Below are 14,650 nucleotides of genomic sequence, written 5' to 3' on the forward strand. Positions count from 1 at the left end.
GTTTCGGACCATGCGCATCCGTCACCTCGTCCTGGCCGCGGCCCTCGCGCTCGGCTCTCTCGTCGCCGCCACCCCGGCGCAGGCCGCGGACCTCACGATCCTGTGCAACGGCTGGGCCGCTTGCGCCAAGGCCGGGCTCAGCTCCTACGGCTACCAGGCGACGTACACGTCGTCCTACTGGAGCCAGCAGGCCGGCCACAACTGCACCAACTACGTCGCGTGGCGGCTGACCCACAACGGCCGGGTCACCGCGCGCGTCCCGGGCACCGGCAACGCGTCGGAGTGGGCGAACGCGGTGACGGCGCACCCCGGCTGGGGCGCGACGATGTCGACCACACCGAGGGCCAGCACGATCGCGTGGTGGCCGGCCAACACCGGGCTGGCGGGCGCGGAGGGGCACGTGGCGTACGTGCAGAAGGTGGAGACCATCGACGGCAAGACGTACGTGACGGTCTCGGAGGACAACAAGGGCGGCGCGTTCCGGTGGATCCGGGTGTCGGGCGACTACCTCCCGAAGGGCTACATCTCGTTCGCCAAGGCCAGCGGGAGCATCAAGAGCGAGATCCCGGCGATCACCTCACCGAGCGCGAAGCGGATCGACGTCGGCGGGTTCGTGACCGACCCCGACTCGTACGCGAGCGGCGTCGTGCTGAAGGCAGTGGTGCGCAACGGTGCGAAGCTCGTGACGTACACGAGCCCGCGGGCGGCGAAGTTCGCGTTCTCGACGTTCTGGACGAGCTCGTCGATGCCGACGGGGCAGCACACGGTCTACCTGTACGGCGCCAACGTCAAGGGAACCCGTGGGGCGAGCTCGGTCCTGCTCCACCAGCAGGTCGTGGACATCAAGCCGTAGGTGCGGTGACGAAGTCGATGAGCTCCTCGACCCGTCCCAGGAACGCCGGCTCGAGGTCGGCGTAGGAGTCGACCCGGCCGAGGATGTGCTTCCACGCCCGGGAGATGTCGGCCTGGTCGCGGTGCGGCCAGCCCATCGCCTCGCAGATGCCGTGCTTCCAGTCCGTGCCGCGAGGGATGACCGGCCATGCGGCCATGCCGAGCCGGTCGGCCTTGACCGACTGCCACACGTCGACGTACGGATGACCCACGACGAGGACGTGCGGGCGACCGGAGACCTGTTGTGCGATGCGGGTCTCCTTGGACCCCGGCACGAGGTGGTCCACCAGGACCCCGAGCCGACGGTCCGGCCCCGGAGCGAACTCGTCGACGATCGACGAGAGGTCGTCGATGCCGCCGAGGTACTCGACCGCCACGCCCTCGATGCGCAGGTCGTCGCCCCAGACCTTCTCGACGAGCTCGGCGTCGTGGCGTCCCTCGACGTAGATGCGGCTCGGCAGGGCGACGCGTGCCTTGGCGCCGGCGACCGCTCGCGAGCCTGACGCCGTACGCCCGGAGGTGGCCTTGGTCGCGGCGGACGGCGGGCGTAGGTTGACCGGCTTGCCGTCGAGCAGGAACCCGGGCCCGAACGGGAACGACCGGCGTACGAGCCGGCGATCCTCCAGGATCATCATGCCGAGGTCCTTCTCGATGATCATGACCTCGCCGCAGAAGCCGGTCGTGGCGTCCTCGACCACCATGCCGTGCTCGACGACGACGTCGGTCGTGCGGCCGCGCGGCGGCTTGCGCCAGTCGTTCGACAGGACGTCGGTGCCGTAGCGGTCAACCATGAAGAGCCCCCAGAAGTCGTTGGTGCAGCGTCTCGACGTCGTCCTTGGTGATGTCGGCGCCGACGACGTGGACCTCGCCCTCCATCAGGCCCAGCGCGAGGTCGACCGCGACGGGCCAGCTCGGCGGCACGACCGAGGGCAGCTCGTCGGCCCACAGGTCGCCGATCGTGACGTAGCGGACGGTCTCGTCGAGGCCGATGTGGGTCGCGGTCATGACGAGCTCGCCACCGACCGGCCCGTCGCCCAGGTGAGCCACCTCGACGAACCAGTCACCGCCGAGATCGGCAGCCCAGACCGACGTCATCTCGCCGCCCTGTGACTCGTGCGCCACGGTGGTGCCGTCGTCGAGGGTCACGAGGCGGGGTGCGTAGGTCAGGGTGCGCTCGGCGCCCTCGACCATGATCGTGCCGTCGTCATTCGTCTGGATTCCCCGCACATCGCTAGACTGGCACTTGACCAGGGAGAGTGCCAGCAGGCTCGCGGAGAGGGGATCGGATGTCTGACGACCGCCGTCTCGACGTGCTGAGAGCCATCGTCGAGGACTACGTCGCGACGCAGGAGCCCGTGGGCTCGCGCTCGCTGCTCGACCGGCACCACCTGGGGGTCTCGCCGGCCACGATCCGCAACGACATGGCCGCGCTCGAGGACGAGGGCTACATCATGCAGCCCCACACCAGCGCCGGCCGCATCCCGACCGACAAGGGCTACCGGATGTTCGTCGACCGGCTCGCGACGGTCAAGGCGTTGTCGCCGGCCGAGCGCCGGGCCATCGAGACGTTCCTGACCGGCGCGGTCGACGTCGACGACGTGGTGCAGCGCTCCGTGCGCGTCCTGGCCCAGCTCACCAACCAGGTCGCGATCGTGCAATATCCCTCGCTGACCCGCTCGACGGTGCGCCACATCGAGGTCGTCGCCCTCGAGGGTGCTCGCGTCCTGCTCGTGGTCATCACGAGCAGCGGCCGGGTCGAGCAGCGCATCATCGAGCTCGTCGAGACCCCCTCCGAGCAGCTCGTCAGCGACGTCCGGTCGCGCATCACGCAGGCCACGGTCGGCCAGCGGCTGCCCGAGGCCTCGCTGCGGCTGGCCGACATGATCGAGACGTTCGCCCCCAACGACCGCCCGATCGTCACGTCGATCGTCACGACCCTGTCGCAGACTTTCACCAACGAGCGCTCCGACGAGCGCATCGCGGTCGGCGGCACGGCCAATCTCGTACGCTTCGGCAGCGACTTCGACACCGCGATCAAGCCGGTCCTCGAGGCGATCGAGGAGCAGGTCGTGCTGCTGAAGCTGCTCGGTGAGGCCACCGGTGGTCTCACGGTGCGCATCGGCAGCGAGACCGGCCACGAGAGCCTGTCGAGCACGGCCGTCGTCTCCTCGGCGTACGGGCTGGACGACCAGGCCCTCGCGACGCTCGGCACCGTCGGGCCGACCCGCATGGACTATCCCGCAACGATGGCCGCCGTCGGCGCCGTCGCCCGCTATGTCGGCCGCATGCTGGCCGACAACTGAACCCACGTGATCAAGGAACCCCACGACTGATGGCCCAGGACTACTACGCAACGCTCGGTGTCGGGCGCGAAGCGACCGCCGACGAGATCAAGAAGGCGTACCGCAAGCTCGCGCGCCAGCTGCATCCCGACGTCAACAGCGAGCCGGACGCCTCCGACCGCTTCAAGGAGGTCACGGTCGCCTACGAGGTGCTCTCGGACCCACAGAAGCGCTCCACGTACGACCGCGGCGGCGACCCGTTGAGCGCCCACGGCAGCGGCGGCTTCGGCGGCCAGGGCTTCAACTTCGACGACATCATGGATGCGTTCTTCGGCCAGAACGCCAGTCGCGGCCCCCGGCCCCGCACGCAGCGTGGCCAGGACGCCCTCCTCCGGCTCAACGTCGACCTCGCCGAGGCGGCGTTCGGCGTGACCCACGAGATCAAGGTCGACACGGCCGTCACCTGCACGACGTGCCAGGGCAGCGGGGCGGCCAACGGCTCACAGCCCGTCACCTGCCGCACCTGCCACGGACACGGCGACGTCCAGCACGTGCAGCGCTCGCTGCTGGGCGACATCCGTACGTCGCGCCCGTGCCCCACGTGCCACGGGTTCGGCACCGTCATCCCCGAGCCGTGCCCCGAGTGCGCGGGTGAGGGACGGGTCCGCTCGCGCCGCTCGATCTCGGTCACGATCCCGGCCGGCGTCGACCAGGGCACCCGCATCCAGCTGTCGGGCGAGGGCGAGGTCGGACCCGGCGGTGGGCCGGCCGGCGACCTCTACCTCGAGATCAACGTCGCGCGCCACCCGGTCTTCCAGCGCAAGGGCGACCAGCTGTTCTGCCAGATCACGGTGCCGATGACGGCGGCCGCGCTCGGCACGCACCTGGACCTGCCGACACTCGAGGCCGACCTGCCCGAACCGGATGAGGGGTCGACGACGGTCGAGCTCGACGTCGCGCCCGGCACCCAGTCCGGCGACACGCTGACGATCAAGGGCCACGGCGTGCCGCGCCTGCGGGGCTCCGGTCGTGGCGACCTCAAGGTCCAGGTCATCGTCGAGACCCCCGCCCGGCTCGACGACGAGCAGCGGGAGCTCCTCGTTCAGCTGGCCAAGCTCCGCGACGAGGAGCGTCCCGAGGCCCTGATCGCCAACAACCACAAGGGTGTCTTCGGCAAGATCAAGGACGCGTTCAAGTGAGCACCTCAGATCCGGACTGCATCTTCTGCAAGATCGTCGCGGGCGACATACCCGCCGAGATCGTCTCGACCACCGAGCACACGGTGGCGTTCCGCGACCTCGACCCGCAGGCGCCGACGCACGTGCTCGTGATCCCCAAGCGGCACGAGCCCGACATCGGCAGCCTTGCGGCGGCCGATGCCGAGGCCACGATCGCGTTGCTCGCCGAGGCGAAGCAGATCGCCGAGACCGAGGGCAACGGGTCCTACCGGTTGGTCTTCAACACGGGGGCGGACGCCCACCAGACGGTGTTCCACTGCCACGCCCACGTGCTGGCCGGCCGCGCGCTCGGCTGGCCGCCCGGCTAGTCCTGCTCGGCGAGCCAGGTGGCGAAGTCCGGGCCGGCGATGATCGCGTCCGGCCCCGGCAGGCACGCTCCGTCGGCCATGGCCTGGCTCTGGACCGACGTCTCCACCGTCAGCTGCTCACCACGGTGGGCGATGAGCTGGCGGACGAGGTCGGCGAGGTCCTCGGGCTTCGGTCCGGCCAGCTCGACGCGCGTACGCGTCTCGGTGCCGTCGGCGAGGGCGAGCAGCAGCTTGGCGATCTCCTCGACGGCGACCGGCTGGGTCTTCATCTCCGGCAGCGACACGACGTCGCCCTGCCGGGACCACTCGAGCATCTGCGCGGGGAAGTTGAGGAACTGCGCGGCTCGCAGGATGCGCGGACCGGGTGCGTTCTCGATGACCGCCTTCTCCTGGGCGAGCTTGGCCACGTAGTAGCCGTAGTCGGGCATCGCGTCCACGCCGATGATCGAGAGGACGACGGTGCGCGCCACGCCGGCCTCCGTGGCTGCCTGGCCCAGGTTGCGGGCGACCGTGGTGAAGAACTTCGTGGACGCCTCCTCGTCGATGCCGGGGCTGGCCGTGACGTCGATGACGGCGTCCACGCCGGCCAGGCGCTCGGCGAGGCCGTCGGGGGAGGTGAGGTCGATCCCGTTCTCTCGGGCCAGCCCGACGACCTCGTAGCCGGCAGCGGTGGCGGCGGCGACGACGTTTCGTCCGACGAGTCCGGTCGAGCCTGCGACGGCAATGCGCATGATGTGATCCTCTCGTTGAGTCGGACACATTTTGTCCGAGTATGTCTTGATCATACTCAGATAATCGGTGTCCGGGTATAGTCGGGGGCATGAAGATGTCGGCCGGAGTCGAATGGGCCCTGCACTGCTGCTCCGTGCTCAGCACCGCGAGCGCCCCGGTGCCGGCGCACCGTCTGGCCGAGCTGCACGGCGTCTCCAGGACGTACCTCGCCAAGCACCTGCAGGCGCTCTCGAAGGCTGGCCTGATCCACGCCATCGAGGGGCGTGACGGCGGCTATGAGCTGTCGCGGCCGGCGGGGGACGTCACGGTCTACGACGTCGTGCGTGCGGTCGACGGCCCTGAGGCGGCGTTCCGGTGCACCGAGATCCGGCAGCAGGGACCGCTGCCGACCACGGGCGAGGCGTGCAAGGTGCCGTGCGGCATCGCGAAGGTCATGGCCGACGCCGAGCGCGCGTGGCGTGACTCGTTGCGCGGAGTGACGATCGCCGACCTCGCCGCGACGGTCGACGCCAACCTGCCGGGCACGTGGGACACCGTGCGGCAGTGGTTGGCTGCGCCGAGCACCCAGTGAATTCGCACGCTGTCACTGCGATTGCGTACGATTGAGACCACATGACTGACGACACCACACCTGCTCACACGTTCACGATCCCGTCGAGCGTTCCGGCAGTGGCCCTGCTCGGGCCCGCCGACGAATTCCTGCGCCTCATCGAGGACTCCTTCGAGGCGCGCATCCACGCGCGCGGAAACACCATCACGGTGACGGGTTCGCCCGCCGAGGCGGCCATGGTCGAGCGGCTGCTCGACGAGCTCGTGACGATCGTGCGCACGGGGCAGAACCTCACGCGCGAGACGGTCGAGCGCAGCGTCACGATGCTCCGCGCCGAGACCGAGGAGAAGCCGGCCGAGGTGCTGAGCCTCAACATCCTGTCCAACCGCGGACGGACGATCCGGCCCAAGACCGTCAACCAGAAGCGCTACGTCGACGCGATCGACAACCACACGATCGTGTTCGGCATCGGCCCGGCCGGCACCGGCAAGACCTACCTCGCGATGGCCAAGGCCGTCCAGGCACTCCAGGCCAAGGAAGTCACCCGCATCATCCTGACCCGGCCCGCCGTCGAAGCCGGCGAGCACCTCGGCTTCCTGCCGGGCACGCTGGGCGAGAAGATCGATCCCTACCTGCGCCCGCTCTACGACGCGCTGCACGACATGATCGACCCCGAGACGATCCCCAAGCTGCTGACGTCGGGCGTCATCGAGGTCGCACCGCTGGCCTACATGCGCGGCCGCACGCTCAACGACGCGTTCATCATCCTCGACGAGGCGCAGAACACGACGCAGGAGCAGATGAAGATGTTCCTGACGCGCCTGGGCTTCGGGTCCAAGATCGTCGTGACCGGAGACGTCACGCAGGTCGACCTGCCGTCGAGCACCAAGAGCGGTCTGCGCGTCGTGCAGGACATCCTCGACGACGTGCGCGACATCCACTTCTCGCAGCTGACCGCCAACGACGTGGTCCGCCACAAGCTCGTGGGCCGCATCGTCGCTGCCTACGACTCGTTCGAGGCCGACCGGCCGCAGCGCAGCCGCGTGGCAGAGGCGGGTGCAGAGCCGCATGAACGTCGACGTACTCAATGAGTCCGGCGCCGACGTCGATGTCGTCGGCCTGACCCGGCTGTGCCGCTTCACGATGCGGCGCATGCGTCTCCACCCCGCCACCGAGCTGACCGTACGCCTCGTCGATCCCGAGACCATCGCCACGCTCAACGAGCAGTGGATGGGCAAGAAGGGGCCGACCGACGTGTTGTCGTTCCCGATGGACGAGCTCACGCCGGGCCGCGAGGGCGCCGAGAGCCCTGAGGGCTATCTCGGTGACATCGCCCTGTGTCCACAGGTCGCCGAGCAGCAGGCACCTGCTGCCGGCCACACCACGCAGGACGAGGTCGACCTGCTGACGGTGCACGGCATCCTCCACCTCCTGGGCTACGACCACGCGGAGCCCGAGGAGCACAAGGAGATGTTCGGCATCCAGGGCCGGCTCCTGCTCGAGTGGCAACAGGCGGCCGAGGGCAAGGACCCCGAACAACCGTGACGAGCCCACGATGAGCTGGGCGCCGATCGTCGTGTCGGTCGTCCTTGCGCTGGTCGCGGGCACCCTGGCCAGCGTCGACGCGGCCATCTCGGCGTTCTCCAAGGCGCGCGCCGAGGAGCTCGAGGACGAGGGCCGCGGGGGAGCGGGCCGCCTCGCCCAGATCCTCGAGGACCCGGCGCCCTACCTCAACTCGGTGCTGCTCGTGCGCGTCGTCGCCGAGACGTCGAGCGTCGTGCTGGTCGCCCTGTTCGTCGCCGATCACGTCGACGGGCTCTGGGGCCGTTTGCTCATCGCCGTCGGCATCATGGTCGTGGTCAGCTTCGTCCTGATCGGCGTCGGCCCCCGTACGCTCGGCCGTCAGCACGCCGAGTCCATCGCGCTCGCATCGGCGCTGCCGGTCATCGCGCTGACCCGCCTGCTCGGCCCGATTCCGCAGCTGCTGATCCTGCTCGGCAACGCCGTCACGCCCGGCAAGGGTTTCCGCGAGGGTCCATTCGCCTCCGAGGTCGAGGTGCGCGAGCTCGTCGACCTCGCCGCCGCCAGCTCCGTCATCGAGTCCGACGAGGGCAGGATGCTGCAGTCGGTGTTCGAGCTCGGCGACACGATCGCCCGCGAGGTCATGGTGCCCCGCACGGACCTGGTGTTCATCGAGCGCCACAAGACCCTGCGACAGGCGATGTCGTTGGCCCTGCGCAGCGGCTACTCCCGCATGCCGGTCATCGGCGAGAACCTCGACGACATCGTGGGCATGGCCTATCTCAAGGACATCACCAAGCGCGTCTTCGACAACCACGACGCAGAGACCTCCGAGCGCATCGAGTCGATCGCCCGACCGTGCCTGTTCGTGCCCGACACCAAGCACGCGGACGACCTCCTCAAGGAGATGCAGGCCGAGCGCACGCACGTGGCGATCGTCGTCGACGAGTTCGGCGGCACGTCCGGGATGGTCACGATCGAGGACATCGTCGAGGAGATCGTCGGCGAGATCACCGACGAGTACGACACCGAACCCGAGGAGAGCGAGCAGCTCTCGGACGGCTCATGGCGGCTCAGCTCGCGGTTCGAGGTCGACGACCTCGAGGACCTGTTCGACATCCCGATCGAGGACGAGGACGTCGACTCCGTCGGCGGGCTCATGGCCAAGCATCTCGGCAAGGTCCCGATCCGCGGCAGCGTCGTCGAGGTCGAGGGGCTGCGGTTCGAGGCCGAGGGGCCTTCGGGCCGGCGCAACCGCATCGGCCGCGTCCTCGTGAGCCGCATCGATCAACCCACAGACACCACAGCATCGAGAGGTTCGGACCATGGAACTCAGTCCTGAGGACGCCAAGCTGGTGACGCTCGCGCGTGCCTCGCGGGCCCGCACCGGCGCTGCCGAAGGCGCGGCCGTGCGTGACCTCGACGGTCGGACCTACGCGGCATCGACCGTGGCGCTCGAGTCGCTGCAGCTGGCCGCGCTCGACCTGGCCGTTGCCATGGCGGTGTCGTCGGGGGCCAAGGGCCTCGAGGCGGCGGCAGCCGTGACGGACGCCGACACGGTCGACACGGCAGCCGTACGCGACCTGGCCGGCACCGGCGTGAGCGTGCTCGTCGCCGATGCCAGCGGCACCGTGGGATCGGTGCGTGAGTCATGAGCGAGTTCAAGTCCGGGTTCGCCTGCTTCGTCGGCCGTCCCAACGCCGGCAAGTCCACGCTGACCAACGCGCTCGTGGGCGGCAAGATCGCCATCACGTCGTCCAAGCCGCAGACCACGCGCCACGCGATCCGCGGGTTGGTCAACCGCGCGGATGCCCAGCTGATCCTGATCGACACCCCCGGGCTCCACAAGCCGCACACGCTGCTGGGTGAGCGCCTCAACGCGCTGGTGCGGTCGACGTGGTCCGAGGTGGACACGATCGGCATGTGCCTGCCGGCCAACGAGACGGTGGGTGAGGGCGACAAGTTCCTGATCCGCGAGCTCGCCCAGATCCGCCGCAAGCCCGTGTTCGCCATCGCCACCAAGACCGACCTCGTCAAGCCCGACAAGCTCCGCGACCACCTGCTCCAGATCCAGCAGGCCGGCATCGACGCGGGCCTGCAGTGGCAGGAGATCATCCCGGTCTCGGCTGTGGCCAACGACCAGGTCGACCTGCTGGCCGACCTGTTGATCGGCACGCTCCCGCAGGGCCCTGCGCTCTACCCCGAAGGTCAGCTGACCGACGAGCCCGAGGAGACGCTGATCGCCGAGATCATTCGCGAGGCGGCGCTGGAGGGCGTACGCGACGAGCTCCCGCACTCGATCGCGGTCGTCGTCGACGAGATGGTGCCGCGGCCCGATCGCCCGGAGGACAAGCCGCTGATCGACGTACGCGTCAACGTCTACGTCGAGCGTGACAGCCAGAAGGGCATCATCATCGGCAAGCAGGGCGCGCGCCTGCGTGAGATCGGCACCAGCTCGCGGTCCCAGATCGAGAAGCTGCTCGGCACCCCGGTCTATCTCGACCTGCACGTCAAGGTCGCCAAGGAGTGGCAGCGCGATCCCAAGCAGCTGCGCAAGCTCGGCTTCTGACCATGGGCCAGTCGATCATCGACGGACACGTCGTGCGGCTGCGTGACTTCGAGCCCCGCGACGAGAGCCTCGTCGTCTCGGCGTCGCGTGATCCACTGATTCCGCTCGTCACGACCGTGCCGACGACTGAGGGTTCGGACGAAGCGCAGGCCTACATCGAGCGTCAGCGAACACGGCACCCTTCCGGAGTCGGCCATGCCTATGCGATCGCGCGCTCGACCGACGACGTCGCCGTCGGATACATCGGCCTCACGTTCGGGCCGGACGGGCGAGCCTCGGTCGGCTACTGGGTCGGCCCCGACCATCGCGGCGAGGGCTATGCCGCCGTCGCGCTGCGCGCTCTGGGCGACTGGGCGTTGACCCAGCTGGGCATTCCTCGTCTCGAGCTCTACGTGGAGCCCTGGAACGAGGCGTCGATCCGCACAGCAGAGGACGCCGGGTTCGAGCGTGAGGGCCTGATGCGGTCCTGGCGGGTGGTCGGCGACACTCGCCGTGACATGTGGATGTACGCGCGCATCGCCCACCGGTGATCGTCAGCGTTGGGCCACGCCCTCGGACGTGAAGGCGGTGAGCTCAGTCTCCGGCCATACGATCCAGGATCTTGTCCGGCACCAAGGCGGCGAGCGGTCGACCGATGGTTCGTACAGCGATCTCCGCGATGATCCCCCAGCCGGCCATCGCCAGGAACAGCCACGGCACCGGGGAGAGCGAGATGGCAGAGATCCCACCCTGCACGTCGAATCCTCCGCTGCCGAACATCGAGGTGCTCGTCGACACAGCGCTGAGGGCCGTGAGAAGAGCGCCGGCTCCCGCGAAGGATGCGACGAGCCAGAAGGAGTCGACGGACGTCCTGCGGCGGCCCGCCGAGCGCCGTGCGAGCACCGCAATGGCGACGACCAGAGCCACGATCGTGAGCGGGATCAGCACGAAGAAGACTCCGTCGACGTCATCGCTGAACAGCCAGAAGAACGTCGCACCGGAACCGTCGCCGAACGGCAGCCCGGGAATCTCGACGCCAGCGAGCTGGCCGAACGTGAGGCCGTACACGGCGATGTTGAGGATCGCCAGCGGGAACGTCAGGATGCCCTCGGACTCGCCATTGGCGATGGCGTAGATCGCCGCCGCCGGGACGAGCAGGGCGACGAATGCCGCGAGGTAGACCGCCACCCCTCGCAGGGAGGCGGTCAGCTCGGAGGGCAGGCGCGACACCAGCCGACGGCGCGCGAGGGGGCGGCGGGCGAGCAGAGACACGACAGCTCCGAGCACGGACCCGTAGAACAGGATCGACAACGTGCCGGCGTGTCCGAAGTCGCCCTCGATGCGCAACCGCGCTGCGAATGCCACGGCCCAGGTCAGCACCGCGAACGTCGTCCCCGTGACCGCTGATGCCGCAAGGACCGCTCGTCGCGACGGGGTCGGCCTGCGGCGTTCGGCCCGGCGACTGGCCACCCACAGGGCACCGATCATGACGACGAGGACGGTCAGGGAGATCGTCGCCAGGCGTGAGCTCGACGTGAAGCTGCCTCCGAACGACACGTCGTCGTCGACGTCATCCGGCGGCGTGGCTTCCGCGTCGTCGTCGCTGAGCTCTCCCTCGTCGTCGCAGCAGTCAGCATCGTCGGGAATGCCCAGCTCTTCGTCCTCGCTGAACTCCTCGTCCTCGCTGAACTGGCCTTCCTCGCCGCCCTCGCTGAACTCGTTGTCGAACTCGTCGTCGTACTCATCGTCCAGGTTCACGGTCGTCGTGTAGTCGAACGTGCCGTGCGACGACATGGCGACGGCCTGCCCCGGCGCGGTGAGGTACCACGACCACGGCACGTCGTCCTCCGTGGCGACGGCGAGCAACGCCGCACCGGTCATCAGGAAGGTGACGACCCACACGCCTGCGTACGCGACGATGCCCGTCCGGGCGGCGTCGAGCAGCGACGAACGGTTGTGGTTGATCGAGTCGAGCAGCGTCCCTGAGCGTGGTGAGGGGTCCGGCGCGGCTGACGATGTCATGTGGGTCCTTCCAGCGGGTCACCGCATGATGTCAGTCCGAGACGCCGCTCGCTCCGGCTTTCGGAGAACCAGCTGACGCCCTGTCCGGATTCAGGCGGTTTCGGCCTTGCGCAGCACCGACTTGAGCTGCTTGCCGAGGGCGGCGGCGCCGGCGACCGGGATCAGGGAGCCGATCAGCTTGCCCTTGAACGAGTTGCCCTTGCGGGTGAGCACCACGTGCACGTCCGTGCCGCCGTCCGCTGGCGTGAGCTCGTAGCGCCAGCCGCTGCCCGGGCCCCAGAGGTTGGACTCGACCGTGTCGACCGTGACGGTGCCGGCGGCGGTGTCCCACGCGTAGTGGCTGCGCTCCCAGCCCATCGAGTTGCCCTCGGTCACGTCGGCAGTGGTGGCGCCCAGCTCGTGCACCGTGAAGTGCGCGTCGTCGATGTTCGGCCACTTGTCCGGACGATCGGGACCGAAGTCGGTCAGCAGTCCGAGCACGTCGCTCGGCGACAGTGTCGTGTGCACCGTGAACTGGGTCTTGGGCATCCTGGCTCCTTCGCAGCGTGAGACGGGGAGTCCGCCGATGCAGTAGATCCTCCCGCAGATGTGGTTGCCCGGAGGCGGATCTCAGCGAACGCCGAAACCGCGAAGCCCTTCGAGCTCCTCCTCGGCCACTTCGACGGCGTCGACCGCAGCGCGGGGCGGGCCTTGCCGGCACCAGGCGACCAGCGCCTCCACGGCGGCATCCTCGCCCTCGAAGACCGCTTCGACCGCGCCGTCCGGGCGATTCGAGACCCAGCCCGCGACGCCGTGCCGCGCCGCTTCCTGTTGGCACGACGCCCTGAAGAAGACGCCCTGGACGGTCCCTCGCACCACGACGCGTCGGCGGATCATCGGTCCAGCGTATTAGGCTCCCCGCGTGGACCGCCTCGAGCTCGTCGCCGACTGCAGCAGCTAAAGCCGGGCCAAGGTCCTATCTTGGTGACGTGACTGAGGAAGCTTTGGCTAGTTCAGTCCGCAACAAGCTCGCGAAAGCAAAAGAGTTTCTTCTTGTTGCCGGAGTGGCGCACGACCAGGCGTTCGACGCGGCTACAAGCCTCGCGGTCTCGGCTGCAGTAAATGCTTCGGACGCAATCCTGCTAATCGAAGTGGGTACCTACCCGACCGGCGGGCAGCATATGCACGCACTCACGCTGCTGCGGGAAGCAGGATACGGAAGGGCGGCTCGCCATCTCGGAGCCTGCCTCGGGCTGAAGAACAAGGCGCAGTACGCGGTGTCAGCGTGCACTCGCGGCAACGCCGACGCGGCGGTGTCCCATGCGACCCGTATTGTCGATGCAGCCGCACGTCTCGCGGATGAGAGAGGATTCTAAATATGGCGCGGTGCTTCGTAATTGGACCGATCGGAGATCGACTTGCTCCGGTCGGGTCGCCAAGCAGGCAAACATGGGAAGAAGCGCTCGCGGTCTTCGAAGACGTCATCAAGCCGGCTTGCCAGGCGAACGATCTTGATCCCATCCGTGCCGATGGTATCGCGATACCTGGCGAAATTACCGACCAGATCTTCCGCCATCTGTTCGAGGACGAAGTCGTGATTGCCGACGTTAGCGGTGGCAACGCCAATGTTATGTACGAGCTCGGGCTGAGGCATACCCGGAACCTTCTCACCGTCCAGATCGGCGAGTACGGACAGTTGCCGTTCGACGTTTCTTCAGTTCGCACGATCATGTTCTCGCGCTCCGACCGCGGATTGATCGATGCGCGCAACGAGTTGAGTCGGGCCTTGCGGGTAGGTCTTGCTGAGGGCGGGGATGCCGTCACCGCCACCAAAGTTTGGCTCGCCGCAGGCGGATTAGATCTCAGCGATTCGACCGGGGATGTCACGGAGACGGACGCTCAAGAGACCGAGCAGCAGGAGATTGATCCGCTCGACGAGGACGGTTTCATCGAGCGCATGGTGAAGATCGAGCAAGTCTTTCCCGCAATGACTGAGACAGTCGAAGGTATCGGCGAGATTCTCGAGTCGCTCGGAGATGACGCGCAAAAGATGAGCGCTGAGTTCGAACTCTTGAATGAGACGAACGCGCCCACACAGCGCCGGCTTGCGATTATGGCGCGTTATGGTGAGAGTCTGTCCGAACCCTCAGAACGCCTAACTGAGCTCACCAGTTCGTTTGTTCAGTCAATGGAAGAGGCCGACTCAACCATGAGGGGTTTGCTTCGGGATCTCACAGAGAATCCGCAATTGCTGGAGTCCAAAGATTCCCAAGAGTTCCTGTCGACCGTTGGCTCTATGGCGGCGTCTACTAGGGAAGGCATGGAGTCGCTGAATGAGTTTGGAACCTTGGTTGGTGGGCTTGGTTCGCTGAGCAAAGTCTTGCGAAAACCGGGCAAGCGCATGCAGGATGCGATCCGCTCGATGGCTAAAGCGGCCGCGGTCGTTGACGAATGGGAAGCCGGAGCGGCGAGGCTCATTTCTCGTCCACCGGCGACAGGTGGCGAGGCTCTGCCACCCGAAGGCGCTGGCACGACGCCCTGAAGAAGACGCCTTGCACGGTCCCTCGCACCACGACGCG

General features: G+C 68.0%; 19 protein-coding genes. 13 read left to right on the forward strand and 6 right to left on the reverse strand.

The window, feature by feature from the left end:
- The first annotated feature begins 10 nt into the window (after window positions 1–10).
- Window positions 11–853, forward strand: a complete 843-nt coding sequence (locus tag ASE12_RS19335) for a CHAP domain-containing protein (RefSeq protein WP_056404305.1) — start codon at window positions 11–13, stop codon at window positions 851–853.
- Here the strand turns inward: ASE12_RS19335 and ASE12_RS19340 are convergent.
- Both ASE12_RS19340 and ASE12_RS19345 read right to left on the reverse strand, forming a co-directional pair.
- A complete protein-coding gene (locus tag ASE12_RS19340; protein WP_056404307.1) occupies window positions 843–1,682 on the reverse strand; it encodes a DUF3097 domain-containing protein in 840 nt (279 codons plus the stop codon). The genes ASE12_RS19335 and ASE12_RS19340 overlap by 11 nt on opposite strands.
- Window positions 1,675–2,118, reverse strand: a complete 444-nt coding sequence (locus tag ASE12_RS19345) for a hypothetical protein (RefSeq protein WP_157413064.1) — start codon at window positions 2,116–2,118, stop codon at window positions 1,675–1,677. Before ASE12_RS19345 ends, ASE12_RS19340 begins: the two co-directional genes overlap by 8 nt.
- 59 nt (window positions 2,119–2,177) lie before the next feature.
- On the opposite strand from ASE12_RS19345, the gene hrcA reads away from it, so the two are divergent.
- Genes hrcA through ASE12_RS19360 form a run of 3 tightly spaced genes read left to right on the forward strand, consistent with a single transcriptional unit; the run spans window position 2,178 to window position 4,719 of the window.
- Window positions 2,178–3,194, forward strand: coding sequence for a heat-inducible transcriptional repressor HrcA (hrcA, locus tag ASE12_RS19350; protein ID WP_056404311.1), 1,017 nt, complete (start codon window positions 2,178–2,180; stop codon window positions 3,192–3,194).
- A 29-nt stretch (window positions 3,195–3,223) separates the two neighbouring features.
- Window positions 3,224–4,372 carry a molecular chaperone DnaJ gene (gene dnaJ / locus ASE12_RS19355; protein WP_056404314.1) on the forward strand — a complete coding sequence of 383 codons (1,149 nt, stop codon included), beginning with the start codon at window positions 3,224–3,226 and terminating at the stop codon, window positions 4,370–4,372.
- The gene (locus ASE12_RS19360) at window positions 4,369–4,719 is read left to right on the forward strand and encodes an HIT domain-containing protein (RefSeq protein ID WP_056404316.1); all 351 of its coding nucleotides are present in this window, start codon (window positions 4,369–4,371) and stop codon (window positions 4,717–4,719) included. Before dnaJ ends, ASE12_RS19360 begins: the two co-directional genes overlap by 4 nt.
- Here the strand turns inward: ASE12_RS19360 and ASE12_RS19365 are convergent.
- Window positions 4,716–5,450, reverse strand: a complete 735-nt coding sequence (locus ASE12_RS19365; protein WP_056404318.1) for an SDR family oxidoreductase — start codon at window positions 5,448–5,450, stop codon at window positions 4,716–4,718. The genes ASE12_RS19360 and ASE12_RS19365 overlap by 4 nt on opposite strands.
- Before the next feature lie 89 nt (window positions 5,451–5,539).
- On the opposite strand from ASE12_RS19365, the gene ASE12_RS19370 reads away from it, so the two are divergent.
- Genes ASE12_RS19370 through ASE12_RS19400 form a run of 7 tightly spaced genes read left to right on the forward strand, consistent with a single transcriptional unit; the run spans window position 5,540 to window position 10,621 of the window.
- On the forward strand, window positions 5,540–6,022 hold the full coding sequence (locus ASE12_RS19370) for an Rrf2 family transcriptional regulator (protein WP_056404319.1): 483 nt from the start codon (window positions 5,540–5,542) through the stop codon (window positions 6,020–6,022).
- A gap of 41 nt (window positions 6,023–6,063) precedes the next feature.
- A complete protein-coding gene (locus tag ASE12_RS19375) occupies window positions 6,064–7,092 on the forward strand; it encodes a PhoH family protein (RefSeq protein ID WP_056404323.1) in 1,029 nt (342 codons plus the stop codon).
- Window positions 7,070–7,546, forward strand: a complete 477-nt coding sequence (gene ybeY, locus ASE12_RS19380; protein ID WP_056404325.1) for an rRNA maturation RNase YbeY — start codon at window positions 7,070–7,072, stop codon at window positions 7,544–7,546. The genes ASE12_RS19375 and ybeY overlap by 23 nt, the downstream gene beginning before the upstream one ends.
- A gap of 10 nt (window positions 7,547–7,556) precedes the next feature.
- On the forward strand, window positions 7,557–8,864 hold the full coding sequence (locus tag ASE12_RS19385) for a hemolysin family protein (RefSeq protein ID WP_056404328.1): 1,308 nt from the start codon (window positions 7,557–7,559) through the stop codon (window positions 8,862–8,864).
- Window positions 8,848–9,177, forward strand: coding sequence for a hypothetical protein (locus ASE12_RS19390; RefSeq protein WP_056404330.1), 330 nt, complete (start codon window positions 8,848–8,850; stop codon window positions 9,175–9,177). The genes ASE12_RS19385 and ASE12_RS19390 overlap by 17 nt, the downstream gene beginning before the upstream one ends.
- On the forward strand, window positions 9,174–10,091 hold the full coding sequence (gene era, locus ASE12_RS19395) for a GTPase Era (protein WP_056404333.1): 918 nt from the start codon (window positions 9,174–9,176) through the stop codon (window positions 10,089–10,091). The genes ASE12_RS19390 and era overlap by 4 nt, the downstream gene beginning before the upstream one ends.
- 2 nt (window positions 10,092–10,093) lie before the next feature.
- Complete coding sequence (locus tag ASE12_RS19400) at window positions 10,094–10,621, forward strand: GNAT family N-acetyltransferase (protein WP_056404335.1); 528 nt, start codon at window positions 10,094–10,096, stop codon at window positions 10,619–10,621.
- 43 nt (window positions 10,622–10,664) lie between these two features.
- On the opposite strand, the gene ASE12_RS20440 is transcribed toward ASE12_RS19400, so the two are convergent.
- The 3 genes from ASE12_RS20440 to ASE12_RS19415 all read right to left on the reverse strand — a co-directional run bounded on the left by ASE12_RS20440 (window position 10,665) and on the right by ASE12_RS19415 (window position 12,968).
- The gene (locus ASE12_RS20440) at window positions 10,665–12,092 is read right to left on the reverse strand and encodes a hypothetical protein (RefSeq protein WP_056404337.1); all 1,428 of its coding nucleotides are present in this window, start codon (window positions 12,090–12,092) and stop codon (window positions 10,665–10,667) included.
- Window positions 12,093–12,182: 90 nt separating this feature from the next.
- The gene (locus ASE12_RS19410; RefSeq protein WP_056404338.1) at window positions 12,183–12,620 is read right to left on the reverse strand and encodes a hypothetical protein; all 438 of its coding nucleotides are present in this window, start codon (window positions 12,618–12,620) and stop codon (window positions 12,183–12,185) included.
- A gap of 81 nt (window positions 12,621–12,701) precedes the next feature.
- Window positions 12,702–12,968 carry an acylphosphatase gene (locus tag ASE12_RS19415; RefSeq protein ID WP_200955056.1) on the reverse strand — a complete coding sequence of 89 codons (267 nt, stop codon included), beginning with the start codon at window positions 12,966–12,968 and terminating at the stop codon, window positions 12,702–12,704.
- Between the two features lie 92 nt (window positions 12,969–13,060).
- On the opposite strand from ASE12_RS19415, the gene ASE12_RS20190 reads away from it, so the two are divergent.
- Both ASE12_RS20190 and ASE12_RS19420 read left to right on the forward strand, forming a co-directional pair.
- Window positions 13,061–13,447 (forward strand): hypothetical protein, encoded by a 387-nt coding sequence (locus tag ASE12_RS20190; protein WP_157413065.1) that lies wholly within the window; start codon window positions 13,061–13,063, stop codon window positions 13,445–13,447.
- A gap of 2 nt (window positions 13,448–13,449) precedes the next feature.
- Window positions 13,450–14,613, forward strand: a complete 1,164-nt coding sequence (locus ASE12_RS19420) for a hypothetical protein (protein ID WP_056404339.1) — start codon at window positions 13,450–13,452, stop codon at window positions 14,611–14,613.
- Window positions 14,614–14,650: the final 37 nt, after the last annotated feature.

The sequence above is a fragment of the Aeromicrobium sp. Root236 genome (assembly GCF_001428805.1).
Taxonomy (GTDB): domain Bacteria; phylum Actinomycetota; class Actinomycetes; order Propionibacteriales; family Nocardioidaceae; genus Aeromicrobium.